We start from the raw sequence: 19,789 nt of genomic DNA, 5'->3' as shown, positions 1-19,789 counted from the left end.
TTATATCCGAAATGCCATCATGAGTTCGACAGGTATCGATTTTCTACTGTGATAATTATTCCAATAAAAAAGAATTAATCGTAACGTATTGCTTATCTTCCTATTTTCTAATAATTCAATTCGAAGTCTTACTGAACGTATATTTTTTTCTATTAATTCAATATAAATATCCTTCATTTTTCTATCTTTTGCATAAACCAGCATACTTTCATGGCTCTTTTCTAAACTTCCTAAAAATTTTAATCTCTTATTTAAATCCCTCATTTTTTGTTTTGAAACGTTATTTCCGTGAATTCTTCTATTCATCATAGATTGATGAAACACATAACATCCGTTTTGACATAATGCTAACTTCCAGACAAATTCATCATGTGCCCACCCTTTAAACCAATATGACATAATAGAATCAAGTAAGGATTTTCTTATACACATCGTGCAACCTTCGCAGCCTATAAAAATTGACTTATGATCTAATGAAATCTTTTCTAGAGAACCATCGTCTTTTTGTTGTTTTAAAAGATGTTTTGATATTTTGAGAACACCCTCCCCACTATAAAAAGGAGTGTATTCTGAACCTAGTAACTGTATATCATCATTTGACTCCATGATATGAATCATCGTTTCGATTTTATTCAGCTCCCAAATATCATCTTGATCGCAGAAAAAGATAAATTCACCTGATGCTTTTTTAATAAGTTCCATAAAGTTATTAGCATAGCCAAGGTTCATATCATTTTGATAGAAATGCCACGTAGTAGAAAGCTTATTCTCTACTATATATTTCTTTATTAATTCAACTGTAAAATCCGTAGAACAATCGTCTTGTATTAATACTTCACCAATCTCAAAATTTTGATTTCTAATTGAATCTAATTGTTCTAAAAGATATGCCTCTCCATTATAAGTTGCCATTAAAACTGATACTTTCATTTTTCCTCCATATAGTACGTATCACAAACATTCACTAAATTATCCTCACTCGATTCGAAGCTTTTGATGTAGATAAAATAAATTACAAAACAAGTGAATATTTTTCTTTGTAATACTTTTCATATATTTACTTTTTAAACCCTGCTGAAGATAGGGGTTCTTCTTATACTCTGAAAACTGTGTCGACAACATCTTACTCGTCTGCTCAATCAAAAAACTTCTTAATTCCTTATTTCTTACTAAAGAAATTCTTCGCATAGAACTGCATAATAGAATTTTCGAACAAAAATACTCAACTTCTGCTTGATATTCACTCCAAAAATTATTTTCCTTATAAAAAGTAACAATGTCATCTAAAACAGAGAATATATCTGCTACCTTTTTACTCTTATTTGTATTCATCGTTGATGTCTCACGGTACATATGATAAACGAATACCTTATCTATAAACTCTGATTTCTTAATAAAGGGAATCATTTTTATATAAAATGAAGTGTCCTCATATATATAACCTTCTGGAAATAAAACTCCTGAATTCTTTAATACACTACTTTTATATAAGTCATTCCAAGGTGCTACCATAGGATCTAAAAACATATCCGCTTGGTTTAAAAACTTTCTTGTTTTTCCTCTTTTTTTCAATGGAATTAATTTATTATTTTTAATTTTTAAGAACTCGAAATCGCACTCAACAAAATCACAATCAGACGCTACGGCTACATCATACATTTCTTGATACATATCAGGGTGTACAAAATCATCAGAATCCACAAATCCAATATACTCCCCCGTTGCATACTGTATACCTAAATTTCTCGCTGTAGCTTGTCCACCATTTTCTTTTGTTAAAACTACAAATTTATCTGGATAATCCATAGCGAAACTTTCTATAATCTCTAAGGAATTATCAGTAGAACCATCATTTACGACAATGATCTCTATCTCATTTAACGATTGCATTACTAAGGATAATAGGCAATCCCTTAAATATTCCTGTGTATTATAAACGGGTACAATTACACTGACCTTAACTACTCTACCTTCCATAACCTGCTCTTTCCTTCTATATACTTTTACTAGGTGACTCATAATGACTTTTAAAAACCGACTTAATATACTGATCTATACTTTCAATAATCACATGTGTATTTGACTTATACTTTATGAAAGACATTCCCTCAATTTCTTCAATATAGCGACCTAAATCCTTGGGATCATAACAAGCGCAGATAATATTCATCTCTTCGAACTGCTTTAATATCTGTAGCTGATGATCATCAACATGCTCTCCATACAGAGAATTTCTTGGTACAGCAATTACTTTCTTACCATAATTCACTGCACTCATAATAGCTCCTGTTCCACTATGAGTAATCACAAAATTGCTTTCTTTCATTCGCTTGTCAAATTCCTCTCGGTCTAAAAACTTTTCATAGTCATAATTCCTTGGAATATAATCGCTATATCCAATCTGTGCTATAACTTTTTCTTTAATTACTTCTTTCTCTACTAACTCGTCCACTGCTACAAGTAAACGATTAAACTGAAACTTTTGAGAGCCTAACGTTACAAAAATCATAATATCCTCCTCATATCAATCTTAATATAGCCCTCCTTTGTATATTGCATTTGGAAACAGATTAAGCATTTCTGACCATTGAACATAAAAACGATCAGAAAATCGATATAATAATTTACCACTTTGTGTTGCTTTCGTAACCATCGCAAAGGATTCTATAAAAATCACTTTTTTACGAAATAGTTTAGCTAAAATACAAATCGGAATCGTTGCTAATACACCTGTGCTTATAACCACGTCAGGTTTCTCTTTTCTCATTATATTTAGAGTTAAAAATATATCCTCAATAAACCTTAGGATAAATAAAGGTTCTTTTCGATTAATTTGTTTTAAGTAATATGTTTTGTAATCACTAATTTCTGTATTATAATTTGTTTTTTCAGTCAGTATAAAACTATTGTAACGGTCCATTAATGGTTTTAACCTGACTAGTTGTTCATAATGTCCACCCGTAGATGCAGCAAAACATACTTTTATTTTTTTATCCATATATTTCTTTTTTTGCAATCTCACCATCTCCTTTTAATATTTTTTCTGTACGAGCCATAATAATATGAGCTGTTTTTCCAAGAATCTTTAATGCTTTTGCATAATTTTTATACGCATTACTTAGCCCATGGACATCGCTGCCTAATGCAACGATATTTTCTGAAGCTACCAAATCTTTTAGACGTTTATACTTTATAAAAGTACAAACTGCATTGGTATTTATCTGCATATTTAAATTCAAATCTTGAATTTGCTTGATTATCTCTAAGGAATAACGATCTACATGTGCAATTACTATATTGAAATATCTCTTCTCTTTCAGTGCTTTTAAGGTTTTTAGTAACTCTAAATCCCAATAAGCGAACGGCAATTCAATTAGCAAGCAGTTTGTATTCCTAATGCATAGTTCTTCTAACCTAGGATGCTTTTCCAATCCCGGAAACAATAAAACTTCAGCTCCTAAATCAATTTGAATGGGTAATCCGTCTTTGTGTTCTAATAATTTTAAGTAACCTTCTTCTCGTCTATTAAGAAAGGAATCTAACGTTTCCAGATGAGGATAATAATGAGAGGTAGCGATAATATGATCAATCCCCACATCCATTGCCATCTTTAACTGCATGATAGCCATCGAAACATCATCACATCCATGATCAACACCTGGTAGTATATGTGCATGAAAATCTATATTCATACTAAAATTCCTTTCCTTTACTTAAGTAACTAAGCTTCCATCCCTTTTCCTTCTGGTATATAGTAATTTTTATATGCTTTATAATTTTTGGAACCGTATTCACTACTTTTTGGATTGGTTGCATTAAATATAAAACCACAGATTTCGGTATCTACTTGGTCTAATAATTCTACAATATGTTTTTCCTTCGTCATCTTACTAACATTAGAACGCACTACTAAGATATATCCAGTGATACGTGGTGCTAATAAAATTGGATCTGAAACAATGCCTACTGGGGACATATCAATAAAGATATATTCAAATTCCTCTCTCATCATCGCTAGCAGATTATCTAGTCTAGAGGATGCAATTAATTTCGTTGGATTTGGTGGTATAATACCCGCTGGCAAAATGTATAAATCTTGAATTTTTGTCTCTACGTAATTAATGTCATCGGTCATCCCTGCAAGATATTGACTTAGCCCAATGGAATTTTCCTCAATTTGAAATTGTTGATGCACCGACGGATTTCTTAAATCCGCATCAATCAGCAATGTTTTTTTACCAAGTTGAGCAAAGCTTACTGCCAGATTAATACAATTGACGGTTTTTCCATCACCTTGATCTGCACTAGTTACAGCGAAGCATGGGCATGCTTCTCCTTTCCCTGTAAACATTAAATTCGTCCGTATGTGATTGTAAGACTCCATAAAGGCGAATGGGGTATCTGAACCAAGTATTTTATTTGCTTTCACTCTTCTTGTGGGATCGTATATCATTGGAACATCACCTAGAATTGGAATTGTAAATACTTCTGAAATCTCACTCTTTTTCCTTATTGTTGTATCTAATAATCCAAAGAACAAGAATAAACCAGCAGAAAGTACGAAACCACCAAGAATTCCAACGAGTGTATACTTTAATATATTCGTTGAGTAGTATGGACTTGTTGGCATGGTTGCATGGTCGATAACTTCTACTCCTCCAGATTTCACAACACGTGATATCTCTGATGGAGCTATCTCTGCTATTTCATTCGCTATTTCAGTTGCTGTATAAGGATTTTCATTATAAACATGAATATAGAATACAGATGTGTTTTCAACCGAACTTGCATTTATCGCATTTTTTAACTGATTTACAGAATAATTAATATTTAATCTTTCTATAACTTTTTCTAATACTGTATTACTTTTTAGTACTAACATATAACTTTCTACTAAGTTCTTGGCTGTTGTAAACTCTGCATTTGTAACATTAACATTTGATGAAGATATGTAAGAGGGGTCACTATATACATACATGGATACCTTTGCTGCATATATTGTTTGGCTTGTCCGATAGCTATAATAACCTACAGCTACACCACCAATTGTTGTAATTAATAAAATAAAAAACAATTTTCTTTTTAAAATTCCAAAAATTTTCTCCAATGTAAAATTGCATAATAATGTATCTATCATAACTCTTTCCTCCATCCACATTTTAAAACATTTTCTTATGTCCTTTTATTTTTATCCATTATATAACTGTCAATAATTGGTAATCAATACTACTTTGACAACTTATGTAAGATTCGATTGACATAAAGTTCCTTTTCACAAAAAATATTTGGAAAAATAGATGTTATTTTTTGGTAATTTGGTGTATATTATATTTATATGTATTTACATATATTTCCATGGAGGTGTTTTAATGAACTATATACTGATGATAGATGATGATATAGAATTGCTCGAAGTAAATGCTAAGTTTTTAAGAAATGAAGGTTATAAAGTTATCACAGCTACGAATGCTATTGATGGAATTAACCTTTTATCCAACTACAATCCATCCTGCATTCTATTAGATATCATGCTTCCTAAATTAAATGGTTTTGATGCTTGCAAAATAATACGTCAAACTACCAACGCACCAATTATTTTTTTATCAGGTAAGGTAGGGGAAGAGGATAAAGTGAAAGGATTATTTTTAGGTGCGGATGACTATGTCACAAAACCATATAGTTTACGTGAACTGTCTGCGAGAATTCATGTTAATATCAAGAGACACCAGAGTTCATTACCCCCGTCCCATCTATTAGCTTTCCCGCCATTAATAATTAATCTCATCGAACATAAGGCTTATTATGATAATGAAGAAATCATCTTATCAAATCGAGAGTTTGAATTACTACTTCTTCTAACTTCTAAGGTGAATCAAACCATTACCTTTGAAGAAATCGGTTTAAAAATGTGGGGGACTTACACAGATAACGACAGAAAAAATATTATGGTCACTGCAAGCAGGCTTAGAAAAAAATTAGAATCTTACGTAGGATTACAGAATAAAATACAAACAGTTTGGTCAAAGGGTTATCAGTTTATATATAAAGTAAGAAAATAGATAACTTATTATAAGTAAATATTTTTGAAGGTAAAAAAATATATGAGGTAAATTATGGATAGAGAAGAACGAATCAATACCACGAAAAGAAAAAATTATAAGCGCAATACTGTTACAAGTACAAAAAGTGATAATAAAAAATCCTTATACATAAAGCCTGATATTACAGTAGCTGAATTAACGACTGCTCTTTATCATGTTACTGAACAGCTTAATAAGGCAAATAAGACTCTAAAGCTACAAGAAGAACTTCGCATGGAGATGTTTTCAAATATCTCTCATGATTTACGCTCGCCTATCGCTACCTTAAAAAGTAGTTTAGAATATCTATTATCTATAGATTCTATTGATCCTGATGAACTAAAAGATATGTTAACAAGTATGACTCAAAGAATTATATTACTTGAAAAAATGATTGACGATATTTTCTTACTTACAATATTAGATAATGAGACGATACCTTTTCAATGTACTAAGGTAGATGTCTGTATGTTATTAGAAGATTTTTATTATACTTGTTTAGCTGATAACAAATATAAAAATCGTCACCTGATTCTTTACGTTCCTGAAACCTTACGTGTTAACGCTTTTATTGACCCGGAAAAAATAATTCGAGTATTGGACAACCTTTTTACAAATTCATTAAAATACTCCCTGGATGGCAGCACAATTACTCTCGAATCTTACCAAAATTTCAATGATATTATTATCAAGGTAAGTGATACAGGTCAAGGAATCAGTAAAGAGAACATTACACATATATTTGATCGATGTTTTACAGAATCAAAATCTAGAACTCCAAGTCCAATCATTGGATGTGGCCTTGGTCTTTCTATTGCAAAATCAATTATTGAGCGTCATAACGGAACAATTTGGTGTAACAGTGAATTGGGAATTGGAAGTGATTTTTACTTTTCCCTCCCTATTATTTCATAATAAATAATTTAGTATATCCTAATATGGAGGTTATTTCATGTCTGATATTAAAGATTTTTTCAAGAACTTTCGTACTCAAAGTACCTATGGAAAATGGTTATTTTATTACACCAAACCGTATATTCCTTCCTTACTACTTATTATATTTTTTTCTATTACTAGCCCACTTATTTCCGTAAGCATTGCTGTTATTAGCCAAAGAATAATTGATTCAGCAACACTTGGACAAAATGTTTCAACTGAACTAATGATGTATGTTGGAATTATTATTGTTAGTCTAATTATCGGTAGTTGTTCCATGTTTTTTTCCACCGTAATAAATGAAAGGTTTTCCTTCTCTATTCGTAAACAAGTTTATGATAAAGTGTTACACTCCTGCTGGCTTAATATTTCAAAATATCATACAGGCGACTTAATGACCCGCTTAACCACTGATACAAATACTATTGCAAATGGTATTTCTTCTAATATTCCTACTATTATAGCATTAGTATTCGAGATATTAGCTACTTTCTTTACACTGCTTTACTATCAACCAGCTTTGGCCTTTTTTGCAATTCTAATTGCTCCTCTAGGTGCACTATCTAGTATATGGCTTGGCAGAAAGCTAAAAAGAATGCAAGTGAAAGTACAAGAATCTGAATCAAAATATCGTTCCTTTTTGCAGGAAAGTTTAAATAATATATTAATCGTAAAAACATTTTGTGAGGAGGAGAATTATTTACATCAACTTAGTGAATTACGAAATGAGCGCCTTTATTGGATTATGAAAAAAAGTAAAATGTCATTAATTGCTTCTACTATAATTAGCTTTGCTTTCCAATCAGGATACATTATAGCTTTTGCCTGGGGTTCCTACATGCTTTCTGATAATGCAATTACTTTTGGTGTTATGACTGTATTTCTAACCCTTGTAGGCCGAATTCAATCACCGTTAATGGGATTAGCCAATCAGATACCACAGATTGTATCTGTTCTTGCCTCCACTGGAAGAATTATTGAACTACAAGATATTCCTTCCGAACATAAGAATGAGCCACAACTTAATACAAATTCTATTGGGGTACATATAAAGAACTTGTCCTTTGGATATTCTGAAGAAGATGTTTTAACAAATACAAATTTAACGATATTACCTGGTGAATTCGTAGCTATTGTGGGAGAATCGGGAATCGGTAAAACCACATTAATTCGGTTAATTATGTCTTTTGTCACCGCTACTCAAGGTCAGTTACTTTTTTATAATTTACAAGGAGAATATGAAGCATTATCCGCAGGCTGTAGAGAATTTATATCGTATGTTCCGCAGGGTAATACCTTATTTAGTGGAACGATATCCGATAATGTTCGTATGGGAAATCGAAATGCTACAGATTCTGATGTTATAAAAGCTTTAAAAGATGCTGCTGCATATTCTTTCGTTTCGGAATTGCCTGATGGCATCCATACTTTTATAGGGGAACATGGTCATGGATTATCTGAAGGACAAGCTCAACGAATCTCCATTGCAAGAGCATTAATACGAAATGCTCCTTTTCTTATCTTAGATGAAGCAACCTCTGCACTGGATGAAGCTACTGAATTAGCCGTACTAAAAAATATAAGAGATGTTACACCAAATCTAACTTGTTTATTAATAACTCATAGACGGTCTGTGATTCAATATTGTAGTCGTGAAATAAAAATTGAAAACAAGCAACTCTTTGAATATGAGGCACTTTAAACGCCTCAATAAAAATAACTGTAGCAGAACTAACTTAGTCAATTAGTTTTGCTACAGTCCTTTATAATTTCAGAATTTCTAGAGATAAATCTTAACTTACCCCATTTCTATCAAAGAATCGCACAAATTTTTAGTTTAATACGCACCATCTCCTCCTAGTACTTTCCATATCGTCTTAAATATAATCTTAAAATCCACAAAAATATTCCAGCAATCAATATATTCTGTATCCATATCAACAACCGATTGAAAATCTGTTACTGAACTTCGACCACTTACTTGCCACATGCCAGTAATCCCTGGCTTTATACTCATTCTTCTCCAATGATTTGGTTGATATTGCAAAACCTCATCTATTGTTGGTGGCCTTGTTCCTACTAAACTCATATCCCCTTTTAAAACATTAAAAAATTGAGGCAATTCATCCAAACTAGTTTTTCTTATAAATTTTCCTACAGGAGTAATTCTTGGATCATTTTGCATTTTAAACATAATTCCCCCCTGCATCTCATTTTGATCTAATAACTTAAGCTTTTGCTCCTCCGCATCGTTACACATACTTCGGAACTTATACATGTAAAAATATCTGCCATTAAGTCCTACTCTCTTTTGTTTAAATATAATAGGTCCTTTTGAATCTATTTTTATTGCAATAGCAGTTATCAATAGAAAAGGTGTGGAAAGAATAATCCCCACTATGCTTCCAATGATATCAATGCATCTCTTTAAGACTCTAGCAGAAGTATTCAAAGATACGGTATGATATGTTATTACAGGATAAGTTCCAACACTACTTACATAGCTATGGGCTATTTCATTTTTATACATATCCATTATAACCTTAGCAGTTACTCCCATCTCAACACACAAATCAATATGGGATTGTATATCAAATCCATTGGATTCCGTATGCATAAAGTATACCTGGTCGATGGCATTTGCGTGGACAATCCTCTCCAAATCTTGAATTGTTCCTAAATAACCTTCCCCACCTTCTTCTTTGCTAACATATCCTATGATATCAATATTTAAATTACATTTACCTACATAACGTTCAAAATCAGAAAAAGAATTGTTATCCCCTACTAAGATTGTTCGATACATATACAATTTTTTCTTTTTGACTAATATTCTAACGCAAATTGCGCTTATCATCATGTATAGGTATATAAAAAATAAATACTGTAGATAGAATTTATATATTAAGCTTGTCCTAGCTACATAGAAAAACATTGTTGCTGTAATAACGGTAGCTATTAAGAATGACTTAGAAATGTATTTTAAGACCCTATCTTTGTAGAAGAATGTTGTAACATTATACATGCGTGAATCTTTGTTGCTCAAAACGTAGATTGTTAAGAATACTGCACATATAGCAATGCATGTTCCTAAATTATTCTTTATAATTTCTTTATCTGACAAAACGATTGAAGTTAATAAAGCGAATATACCAAACAAACAGTCACTTATTATATGTAACATATTTGTACTCGCACCACGGTTAAATTGACTCATCTCTAAACGCTAGCCTCCTATTTAATTCATAATTTAATTTCATCCTTTTTTCTATTTATTCTTATTTACTAAAACATCAACAATAAAAAACTTTCTCTGTTGCTATGATAGCTAGTATATCATTCGATATTTTTAGTGTAAATATATAACAGGTAATATTTGTAAATTTTCTTAGTATCGCTATAGCTTATTTCCTTTTATTATGTAACAATATGTCTTTCGTCTTTGAAATGTATCTAATTATATAAAATCTCACCTATTTCATTTGTAGAACAAAGAACCTGAGAAACGTATTCTTACCGTAACTACGACTAAGAAATGCTGTTACTTTAGGGATAGCGTTTCATTTTTGGCTAGGATACATGATTAAAGTAGCGTTATTGAATGAAAGAACGTGATTTTCTAGTTAAAAAAAGATAGAGGCCATTTATTTTGCCTCTACCTTTTGTTCTGTTTCTATTTCATATCATAATCTTAGTCCTTTGATATCTTTAATCCTTGAGAGTATTACATTACATTCTAATGACAAAACCCCCGGTAATTTATAAATAACATTATTTATAAATGCTTCCATACCTTCATGATCTTCAGCTACTGCATGGACATGAAGTTTGTTTTTCCCAGATACTTGATATATTTGTGTTACTGTATCGTTCTTTTCTAAAATATCAATCACCTCTTGATATTTTTTGGGTTCTATCTCTATATCATAATAAGAGGATATTGCACTATTTATTTTTTGTGGATTTATAATGGTAGTGTATTCTTCAATGATTCCTCTCTCCTCTAAATTACTGATTCTTGTTTTAACTGCAACTCGTGAAAGACCAACTGCCTCTCCAATATCTACATAACTCATTCTCGCATTCTTAGTTAACAGTGTAATAATTGTTCTATCAATCTCATCCAATCCCTTTAAATACATAAGCTTTCCCCCTTATAACGAAATGGTTAACGTTATAATAACATTTTTTACACTTTCAAACAAGAATTTCCTGATTATGTGAATTTCAAATTGACAAAATTAGATTGAAATGATACCCTTAGTATATTACATAAGGAAAGTTTTATATTACATAATGTAACATCTAGGCTATTTATTATCTTATTCTATCAAAAGATCAAAAAAGAAAGATATTGAGAGGTATCGTATGAAAACATCAAGAGATCTGCTAAATGGTAATGAGACAAAAGCTATAATAAGTTTTGCTATCCCCATGATAATAGGCAATATATTTCAACAATTATATAATGTTGCCGATACTATTATCGTTGGTAAGTTTATTGGTCCGAATGCCCTTGCTGCTGTAGGTAGTTCGTTCTCGGTTATGGTTCTATTAACATCTATCATCATCGGTTTTTGTATGGGAAGTGGCGCAGTTTTCTCTTTATTATTTGGCGCAGATCAAATTGAGAAATTAAAAAATAGTTTCTTTACCTCGTTTATTTTTATTGGTATTGTCACTGTTATCATCAACATATGTTCCATTCTTTTTATTGATGAGATTTTAGTATTTATTAATATCCCTCCTGAAGTTTTTAGTGATTCAAAAATCTACTTACAAATTATCTTTTACGGAATCATTTTTACATATATCTATAATTTTTTTAGCGCAATTATGCGAAGTATGGGAAATTCTATCGTACCTCTAATATTTCTTATTTTATCTGCTATTATAAATATTGTATTGGATATAATTTTTGTTGTACCACTTAAAATGGGTATTGCAGGTGCAGCATATGCAACAATTATAGCACAGGGATTTTCTGCTGTTGGTATCGCTATTTTTTGTATAGTCCGTGTACCTATTATTCGCCTAAAACGCGAACATTTATTTTTAAATAAAAGCATCGTAAAGATGATTGCTAATTATTCTACACTTTCAAGCGTACAGTACTCCATTATGAATTTTGGCATTTTATTGATACAAGGCTTAGTTAATAGCTTCGGTGTTACTGTAATGGCAGCCTTTGCAGCCGTTGTTAAAATTGAAAGTTTTGCTTATATGCCTGTCCAAGATTTTGGTAACGCATTCTCTACTTTTATTGCTCAGTGCTTGGGCGCAAAAAAACAAGAGCGTATTCGCACTGGAATACGCTCTGCAATTAAAATAATAACAATTTATTGCGTTATCATATCAGCTTTAATTATTCTATTTGCAAAACCTCTAATGTATATATTTATAGAAAAACATGAAATAGAAATATTAAAAACCGGAGTTATGTATCTTTATATTGTTGCAGGATTTTACTGCTTAATTGGATATTTATTTATGTTCTATGGTTTATTTAGAGGTCTTGGTAAGCCAGAAGTATCAATCATTCTTACAATCGTAAGTCTTGGTACACGCGTTACATTAGCTTATATACTTTCTTCTATTTCATTTATTGGTGTTGTAGGTATCTGGTGGTCCATTCCTATTGGATGGGCTTTGGCAGATATCCTAGGAGTTTTCTTAATTAAAAATCATTATAAACATAATAAAGTTTAATGGCTAATGGGCTCACAAGTATGTGAGTCCATTAGCCATTTTTAGTAAGCGCCTATCGAAATTCATGTTATTCTTACTATAAACTAAATTTTAAATTGTGAAATCATTTGCGTTAACTTCTCCGCAATTCGAGCCTGTTGTTGGGCTGTACCTGCAATCTCGTCCATAGCAACTGATAGATTTTCTATACTACTTAAAATTTCTCCAGAACTATTTGACGTATTTTCTATGCTCGCTGATATTGCTTCTGTTACATTTGCAATTTCATCCGTAGAAGCACTTAATTCTTCTGACATGGTTGCAATGCTTGTAGATAAATTGCCCACATAGATGGAGTCGTCTTCATAACTTACACCTGTGTCTATTAATAACTGATAATCCTCTCTAACCTGAGTGTTGATAAAGTCTAATAAATCTTTCGAGTGTATGGTTAGATTAGTCACTGAATTTCTAACATTTGTAACAATATTTTGAATATTACTTACATCACTGGTTGACTTTTCAGCAAGAGTTCGGATTTCTTCTGCCACTACTGCAAATCCTCTTCCATGCTCCCCAGCCCTTGCTGCCTCTATCGCAGCATTTAGTGCAATTAAATTTGTTCGATTCGCTATTTCAGCTATTGAGTCTGTAAAACCAATAATTTGTTCTACAACTTTGCTTTGTTCTATTGCTTCTAAAATCTTTTTATTTTTTTCAGTGCTCAACTTCTCTGCTAATTCTTTCGATTTCTCACCTCTATTTTTAATTTGCACCGCTCTCTCTTTGATCTTTAGTGATTCACTATTGCTTTCCGAAGAATCCGATGCTAATTGAGTGATTCCTGAATCTACCTGTTCAACACTTGTATATAATTCTTGTGTTGTGACATTGATTTCTTGAATTTTACCTACAATTGTAGAAACATTTTGATCTATTTGGCTAAATGTGCTTGAGAGCTCTTCAAACGTAGCCGATAACTCTTCACTTGAAGCTGAAACATCTTGTGTCTGTTCTGAAATATTGGCTACTAAACTTCTTAATTTTTCTCTTGCCACGTTAAGAGAATTTGAAAGTTGGGCAAGTTCATCTTCACCTTTGACATATGTATTAAATGTAAAATCTCCTTCGCCAAGAGCTTTTGCAAATAAAAGCATATTCTTAATCTTTTTTGCAATAGATAAAGAGATACCCACACTTATAACTATTGCAAGCACTGCTCCAATAACGATTATAATAACAATATTATTTCTACTTGTATAATATAAATTTTTATTTACTTCATTTTTTGTAATTGCATTATTTTGTGTTTCATCTATTAGAGAATTTATTGCTTCATCTATCTTCGTTCTTATTTCTGTAATACGAGGCAGATTTTTTTTGGCTTTTATGTAATCTCCATTATTTGCAAGATTCAAAACTGTATCTCTTACTTTTCGATACTCATTAATCATTGTTAATAATTGTTCAAAACTATCTCTAACATCAGAAGAATGATTCAAATCTTCATATTCGCTTAATAAAGTATCCATTTCTAAATCGAAAGAATCGATATTTTCTATAGAAGTTATTGTTTTTTCCTTTTCTTCATAAAGTACCGCATTGTCTATCTCAGCTCTAATGTATAGTAGTTTTTCTTCAATCTTATGAAGATATGTTACGCTTTTGAAATCATAATGAAAGATCTCTTTTGCATTATCATTTAACGTCTTCATACCAAACGCTCCGAGAAACCCTACAAGCATCAATAGGATCACACAAAATAAAAAACTAGATAATAATTTTGCCTTTACAGACATTTTCTGAAATATATTCATTTTATCCCCCCACGCTACCTAAAGGTAGCTTAAATTAAGTTGAAATTTTTATAAACTTTCCAATGTTTTGGTGAATGTGTCCCCTTTTTTACATTATAAATATTTAAATATATTACCACTGGATTCGACTTTTTTCAACATTATTCTATTTTGCAATACAATATACCTTTCACATACGCGTATGAATATAAGGTTAAAATAAAAATATATAATGCATTAACAAAGCATTTTTTACTGTAACACAAAAAAACATCCAGGAATGATCAAGGGCACTGAAAAACTTTCTATTTTTCAGTGCTCTCAAATTCACCTGAATGTTTTCATTTCTTCTATTAAATAGCTAATCTTCTACTGCTTATTATGGTTCTACTATATGAAATATTCTACTATTTTAAACAATAGCATAATTAAACAAACAATAAAAGACTTAACGCCATTACAGCCATACCGGCAATTAAACCGTAAATCGATAAATGATGTTCTCCATATTCTCTTGCAGAAGGAAGGAGTTCATCAAGGCTAATATATACCATAATCCCTGCTACAGAAGCAAAGATAAAACCGAACACAGCATCGTTAAAGAATCTATATAGTAATAAATATCCAATTATTGCACCTAGAGGTTCAGACAGTCCTGATAAAAAAGATAATTTAAATGCTTTTTTTCTGCTTCCAGTCGCATAAAATATTGGGACCGCAACTGCTATACCTTCTGGAATATTGTGTATGGCTATCGCTGCTGCTATAGGAATACCAAGACTTGGATCACTTATAGCTGCAGTGAATGTGGCTAAACCTTCGGGAAAATTATGGATTGCTATTGCCAATGCTGTAAATACTCCCATTCGCATTAAGTTTGATTTATGTTCCTCACTTTCCCCGTCCATTTCTTCTACCAAATGTACTTCATGAGGATTTTCTGAAGAAGGGATTAGTTTATCAATAATAGTTATAATTAAAATACCAAAGAAAAACCCTCCAACAGTTGCCCACGTTCCACCCTTGACACCAAGAACAGAGATTAGAGAATCCTTAGCTTTTACAAATATCTCAACAAATGAAACATAAATCATTACCCCCGCAGAAAATCCTAATGCAATGGATAAAAACTTAGTACTGGTCTTTTTTGTTAGTAGTGAAAGTGCACTTCCGATTCCTGTTGATAGACCAGCAAAAAGTGTCAGTAAAAATGCAAATAAAACATTCGATAACTCCATTAAATTCCTCCCTCAATTTATTCTACTGTTACTTATATTATAAAGGAGAAATTCAAAATAACAACTTTATTTTCCAAATATCTAATTTATATAAACTCTCCAGAAACAAGTTGACCCTTAAATAAAACAACTCTTTCAGGACAAACTCTTCCAACTAAGTGGGCGGAGCATTCGGCCTTTGTGAATAAGATGTCTGCTTTATCTCCTACCTTAGGCCATACCTGATTTCCTTCTTTATCAAGTGGAGTCACACCATTTGTTACAAGCCCTAAAGCATTTGATAATGAAACTTCATCAGTTAAAGAAAATACTTCTGCTGCACGGCTGGCACGTTCAATTAAATCGCCAGATCCAAATGGACTCCAGTGGTCATTGATATTATCATTAATAACATTTACCTTTACTCCCTGACTTTGTAACACTGGAATTGATAATGCAGTCATTCCTAATGGAACAGTTGTATTTATAGCAATATCCGCTTCTTTTAATCGTTTTGCAATACGGATTAAATTCTCACCTTTAATATCTCCTAAGGCAAATGCATGGCTTATTTGTACTTTTCCCTGTAGATTTGAAGCGATTGTATAATCAATGATGTGATTTATTTCATAAATACCTAACGTACCACCGTCATGTAAATGTACATCAACATTTTTGTTATATTTCTTTGCTAAATCAAATGTAATTTTTAATGACTTTTCAATATCACCATCAATGGTTGCTGGATCAACTCCACCGATTGCAGTTACGGCCTCATCTTCTAAGGCTTTACTTAATAAACCTATTTCTTCTGTAATCACTGTTCCATGTTGTGGGAATACTACAATTTCATAATCTAACTTATTTTTATTCTTTTCAAGAACTTCTTTGATTAGCTCTAGATTTTCTAATCCAATGACTGGATCCACATTAACTTGTACACGTAAAAAAGTTGCTCCCCTACCTGTAATTAAATCAATTAATGCCTGTGCTTTTTTCGGTGTGTCTACTAAAAAGTCTCTTAAAAATCCCTGCTCTTCTACAATTCTTTCTGCTACACTATGCATTGGTACAACTGCATGCCATTTACCACCAAAATGCCCTTTATCCAAATGAATATGATTATCTGCCAAAGATGGTAAAGCTAAATATCCTTTTGCATCAATGATATCTTGTGCATCCTCTGGTACAGTATCTGTAATTTCTTTTATCATACCATCCTGAATAAATAGACAAACTTCTTTAGTTTTTGTTACAATATTATTTTTAGAGATTTCTTCTCTACCTACCTCTAATAGAACGTTCTTAATCCAACTCATAAATCTTACCTCCAAATTCATCCTTTTTAAGTTTAATACTTATACATTTTAAAGTTCTAACCTTAAAACATTATAAAGCTTTATACTTTTATCCTTTTTTGCATATTTCCATAAAAGCATTTGATTAAAGTTAATTTTTAATTATCTGTATTATGAAGTATGGAGTGACTCTATAGTCAAGCAAAAAAATAAACTGGATGTAATATTGAAAATAAATATAAAAAGCGAATGATATTGGAACGAATTGCTACAAGAATCTTTTAATTTTTATTGCAGTCTTATACAAAAATATGTATTATAAAGGATAGAGTAACTCCATAGTTAAAGAAATGAACGTTATGTTCAATAATACTGTAATGAAAAATGTAATGGACAAGAACTCTATGGGGAAGAATGCTATGAAGAAAAATGTAATAGAAAAATATAATGGAAAAAATGCTATGCAGAATGATGCTAAGTATAATAAACTATGCAAAATAACGCAATAAAGAACAATTTAATAAAGAACAATGCTATAAAGAACAATACTATAAAGAACAATACTATAAAGAATAATACTATGGAGAAGAATATAATGGAGAATAACATAAAAACCTTCACCACTGGTGAATTTGCACAACGATTTGGCATAAAAAAAGATACCTTGTTCTATTACGATAAAATCGGATTATTTCAACCAGCTGGGGTAAGCGACAATGGGTATCGTTATTATACAGTTCCACAACTGGATATCTTTTGGATGCTTCAATCTTTAAAGGAACTTAATTTCCCTTTAAAGACTTTGGAGCACTACCTCAAGGCACCCTCGCCAGAAGAGTTAATTACATTATCAAAGGATCAAATTGAGCGAGTAAATCAAGAAATTAAAAAACTAGAACAAATACATTGGTTGTTAAGTAATATGGTAACCTATACCGAAGAAGCAATTAATGCACCCCTTGATGAAATTATTTTCGCAGAGCTACCAAAAGAACGTGTATTATATAGTGAAGCTTTTCCTTACACAAATGAATTCTCTGATAAAGATTGGTTTGACTTTACAGATAGTTTTCTAAAAAAAGCTGATATAAAAGGCCCTGCTTTTGTTGGTTCTGTAATTAATCAAAAGGATCTTATGGATGGGATTTACGGAAAAATTGACCGTTTGTTTTTACGTAGAAATTGTGCCAAGGCCAAAATAAAGCCTTCTGGTCTTTATGCGATTATATATCATAAAGGCCCATATGCATCTGCGCAAGATGCCTATGAGCCATTTCTAAAATCACTTAAAGAGCAAGGACTTACCATATGTGGAGATGCATACGAAGAATATCTCCTTGATAAATTAACCGTTCAAAATACTACTGATTTTATGATTAAAATCAGCATCCCTGTAAAATATCAGGATTAATTTTAATGTAAATTTTAAAAAACGGAGGATGAATTATTCCTAGCAAAACTAGTTTATTCATTCAAGCATCCTATGCTAATCACACTGAGTCATGATACGAATAATTTCCTCATCCGTTTCACTCATTCCTCTAGCGGCTAGACGATAAATATTTTGAATGGTTTTTTCCACTCCCTTTGATACAATTCCATCTTCTGCATAAAACTGTTGACCTTCTTTGTACATTAAATATCCTAAAATACCCGCATCCACTGATACAGCAATCTTACCAGCGCAGGAGGCCTTTGCTCCATCACAAATTATACCTGAAACTATTGCTAATGCATTTACCAATGCATGTGATATAACCTCTGTTCTATCACCCATTAAATAAGCAATTCCACATCCAGCAGCACAACCTGCGCTTACTGCACCACAAAAAGCAGATAAAGATCCGATTCCATTTTTAATGTGTACTGCAATTAGGTTAGAGACAACGAGTGCACGATACATCTCCTCCTTTGCCACATTCAACTCTTTTGCATACACAATAATTGGTACGGACACGGTAATCCCTTGATTTCCACTACCAGAGTTTATTACTACTGGTAATTCACATCCACTCATTCTAGCATCAGAACCTGCTGCTGCCATAGCCTTAGCTCTTGTACGAATATCATTGCCTTGTGTATTTAATAGGACACTGCCTAGATTAGCTCCCCAATCTTTTGCCATCCCTTCCTCGGCAATTTTATAATTATACTCTACCTGTCGTTCTAATACTTCTTCTACATCAGATAAAGTTACCTCTTGTGCAAATAGGATGATATCTTCAACAGATAGGAGACTTCGGTCTGCTTTATCCGTTGTAATCGTTGTATCTTCTTGCGCTTGCCACATTACTTCTGAATTTTTTTCTATTCTTACAAGATTGGTGTGATGTTTTGCGATTCTAACTACCGTAGTATCTTCTCCGCTAGATACTGTAATTCGGATATCTAGTTTATCTCCGCCCTCCAATGGCATCACTTTAAACTGTGTATTTTCTAGATAATTACGAATTTCTTCTTTTTTCTCATCTGATACATGAGAAATAACCTCTAATTCTTTCGATGCATCTCCAGCCACAATCCCTGCTGCTGTTGCTGCAGGAATCCCCTTTAATCCTCCAGTGTTTGGAACTATTACGCTTTTTACATTCTTAATAATATTGCTGCTTGCTTCAATCACTACTTGGTCTGGATATTTTCCTAAAATTTCTCTAGCTTTTGCAGCACAATATGCAATAGCAATTGGTTCTGTACACCCAAAGGCTGGAACTAATTCTTCCTTTAAAATCTTTACATATGTGTCATACTTTTCCTTTGTTAATACCATATCTATT

The 19,789-nt window shown here is 31.9% G+C and carries 17 protein-coding genes; 5 read left to right on the top strand and 12 right to left on the bottom strand.

Annotated elements, in window-relative coordinates; translation table 11 throughout:
- The 6 genes from BN4220_RS12040 to BN4220_RS12015 are packed head-to-tail and all read right to left on the bottom strand — an operon-like array spanning position 1 to position 5,137.
- Complete coding sequence (locus tag BN4220_RS12040; protein WP_066716497.1) at positions 1–930, bottom strand: glycosyltransferase; 930 nt, start codon at positions 928–930, stop codon at positions 1–3.
- Positions 931–975: 45 nt separating this feature from the next.
- The gene (locus BN4220_RS12035) at positions 976–1,977 is read right to left on the bottom strand and encodes a glycosyltransferase family 2 protein (protein ID WP_066716494.1); all 1,002 of its coding nucleotides are present in this window, start codon (positions 1,975–1,977) and stop codon (positions 976–978) included.
- A gap of 16 nt (positions 1,978–1,993) precedes the next feature.
- On the bottom strand, positions 1,994–2,509 hold the full coding sequence (gene pssE / locus BN4220_RS12030; RefSeq protein ID WP_066716487.1) for a PssE/Cps14G family polysaccharide biosynthesis glycosyltransferase: 516 nt from the start codon (positions 2,507–2,509) through the stop codon (positions 1,994–1,996).
- A 21-nt stretch (positions 2,510–2,530) separates the two neighbouring features.
- Entirely contained in the window at positions 2,531–3,016 is a 486-nt protein-coding gene (gene pssD / locus BN4220_RS12025; RefSeq protein WP_242867791.1) for a PssD/Cps14F family polysaccharide biosynthesis glycosyltransferase, read from the bottom strand.
- Complete coding sequence (locus tag BN4220_RS12020; RefSeq protein WP_066716483.1) at positions 2,991–3,692, bottom strand: CpsB/CapC family capsule biosynthesis tyrosine phosphatase; 702 nt, start codon at positions 3,690–3,692, stop codon at positions 2,991–2,993. The genes pssD and BN4220_RS12020 overlap by 26 nt, the downstream gene beginning before the upstream one ends.
- Before the next feature lie 29 nt (positions 3,693–3,721).
- On the bottom strand, positions 3,722–5,137 hold the full coding sequence (locus BN4220_RS12015) for a polysaccharide biosynthesis tyrosine autokinase (protein ID WP_066716480.1): 1,416 nt from the start codon (positions 5,135–5,137) through the stop codon (positions 3,722–3,724).
- Between the two features lie 232 nt (positions 5,138–5,369).
- Between BN4220_RS12015 and BN4220_RS12010 the strand changes: the two genes are divergently transcribed.
- From BN4220_RS12010 to BN4220_RS12000, 3 genes are read left to right on the top strand one after another with little or no spacing between them, the layout of a single operon-like run.
- Positions 5,370–6,059 carry a response regulator transcription factor gene (locus tag BN4220_RS12010; RefSeq protein ID WP_066716477.1) on the top strand — a complete coding sequence of 230 codons (690 nt, stop codon included), beginning with the start codon at positions 5,370–5,372 and terminating at the stop codon, positions 6,057–6,059.
- Positions 6,060–6,113: 54 nt separating this feature from the next.
- Positions 6,114–6,995: a sensor histidine kinase gene (locus BN4220_RS12005; protein WP_066716473.1), complete on the top strand. Its 882-nt coding sequence runs from the start codon at positions 6,114–6,116 to the stop codon at positions 6,993–6,995.
- 37 nt (positions 6,996–7,032) lie between these two features.
- A complete protein-coding gene (locus tag BN4220_RS12000) occupies positions 7,033–8,718 on the top strand; it encodes an ABC transporter ATP-binding protein (protein ID WP_066716470.1) in 1,686 nt (561 codons plus the stop codon).
- A gap of 135 nt (positions 8,719–8,853) precedes the next feature.
- Here BN4220_RS12000 and BN4220_RS11995 read toward each other — a convergent pair whose 3' ends face one another.
- The gene (locus BN4220_RS11995) at positions 8,854–10,233 is read right to left on the bottom strand and encodes a sugar transferase (RefSeq protein WP_066716467.1); all 1,380 of its coding nucleotides are present in this window, start codon (positions 10,231–10,233) and stop codon (positions 8,854–8,856) included.
- Positions 10,234–10,699: 466 nt separating this feature from the next.
- Positions 10,700–11,158 (bottom strand): Lrp/AsnC family transcriptional regulator, encoded by a 459-nt coding sequence (locus BN4220_RS11990; protein WP_066716463.1) that lies wholly within the window; start codon positions 11,156–11,158, stop codon positions 10,700–10,702.
- 226 nt (positions 11,159–11,384) lie between these two features.
- Between BN4220_RS11990 and BN4220_RS11985 the strand changes: the two genes are divergently transcribed.
- Positions 11,385–12,725 (top strand): MATE family efflux transporter, encoded by a 1,341-nt coding sequence (locus BN4220_RS11985; RefSeq protein ID WP_066716460.1) that lies wholly within the window; start codon positions 11,385–11,387, stop codon positions 12,723–12,725.
- Between the two features lie 83 nt (positions 12,726–12,808).
- On the opposite strand, the gene BN4220_RS11980 is transcribed toward BN4220_RS11985, so the two are convergent.
- From BN4220_RS11980 to BN4220_RS11970, 3 genes are all read right to left on the bottom strand, one after another.
- A complete protein-coding gene (locus tag BN4220_RS11980) occupies positions 12,809–14,521 on the bottom strand; it encodes a methyl-accepting chemotaxis protein (RefSeq protein ID WP_066716457.1) in 1,713 nt (570 codons plus the stop codon).
- Between the two features lie 407 nt (positions 14,522–14,928).
- Positions 14,929–15,738: a zinc transporter ZupT gene (gene zupT, locus BN4220_RS11975; protein WP_066716454.1), complete on the bottom strand. Its 810-nt coding sequence runs from the start codon at positions 15,736–15,738 to the stop codon at positions 14,929–14,931.
- A gap of 86 nt (positions 15,739–15,824) precedes the next feature.
- Complete coding sequence (locus tag BN4220_RS11970) at positions 15,825–17,036, bottom strand: amidohydrolase (RefSeq protein ID WP_066716452.1); 1,212 nt, start codon at positions 17,034–17,036, stop codon at positions 15,825–15,827.
- 574 nt (positions 17,037–17,610) lie between these two features.
- Between BN4220_RS11970 and BN4220_RS11965 the strand changes: the two genes are divergently transcribed.
- Positions 17,611–18,426 carry a MerR family transcriptional regulator gene (locus tag BN4220_RS11965; protein WP_242867790.1) on the top strand — a complete coding sequence of 272 codons (816 nt, stop codon included), beginning with the start codon at positions 17,611–17,613 and terminating at the stop codon, positions 18,424–18,426.
- A gap of 75 nt (positions 18,427–18,501) precedes the next feature.
- Here BN4220_RS11965 and BN4220_RS11960 read toward each other — a convergent pair whose 3' ends face one another.
- Entirely contained in the window at positions 18,502–19,782 is a 1,281-nt protein-coding gene (locus BN4220_RS11960; protein ID WP_066716449.1) for an L-cysteine desulfidase family protein, read from the bottom strand.
- Between the last annotated feature and the right edge of the window lie 7 nt (positions 19,783–19,789).

The organism is Clostridium sp. Marseille-P299 (genome assembly GCF_900078195.1).
Classification (GTDB): domain Bacteria; phylum Bacillota; class Clostridia; order Lachnospirales; family Lachnospiraceae; genus Lachnoclostridium.
Note: the sequence above shows the minus strand (reverse complement) of the source record. Positions and strands in the feature narration are given on the sequence as shown.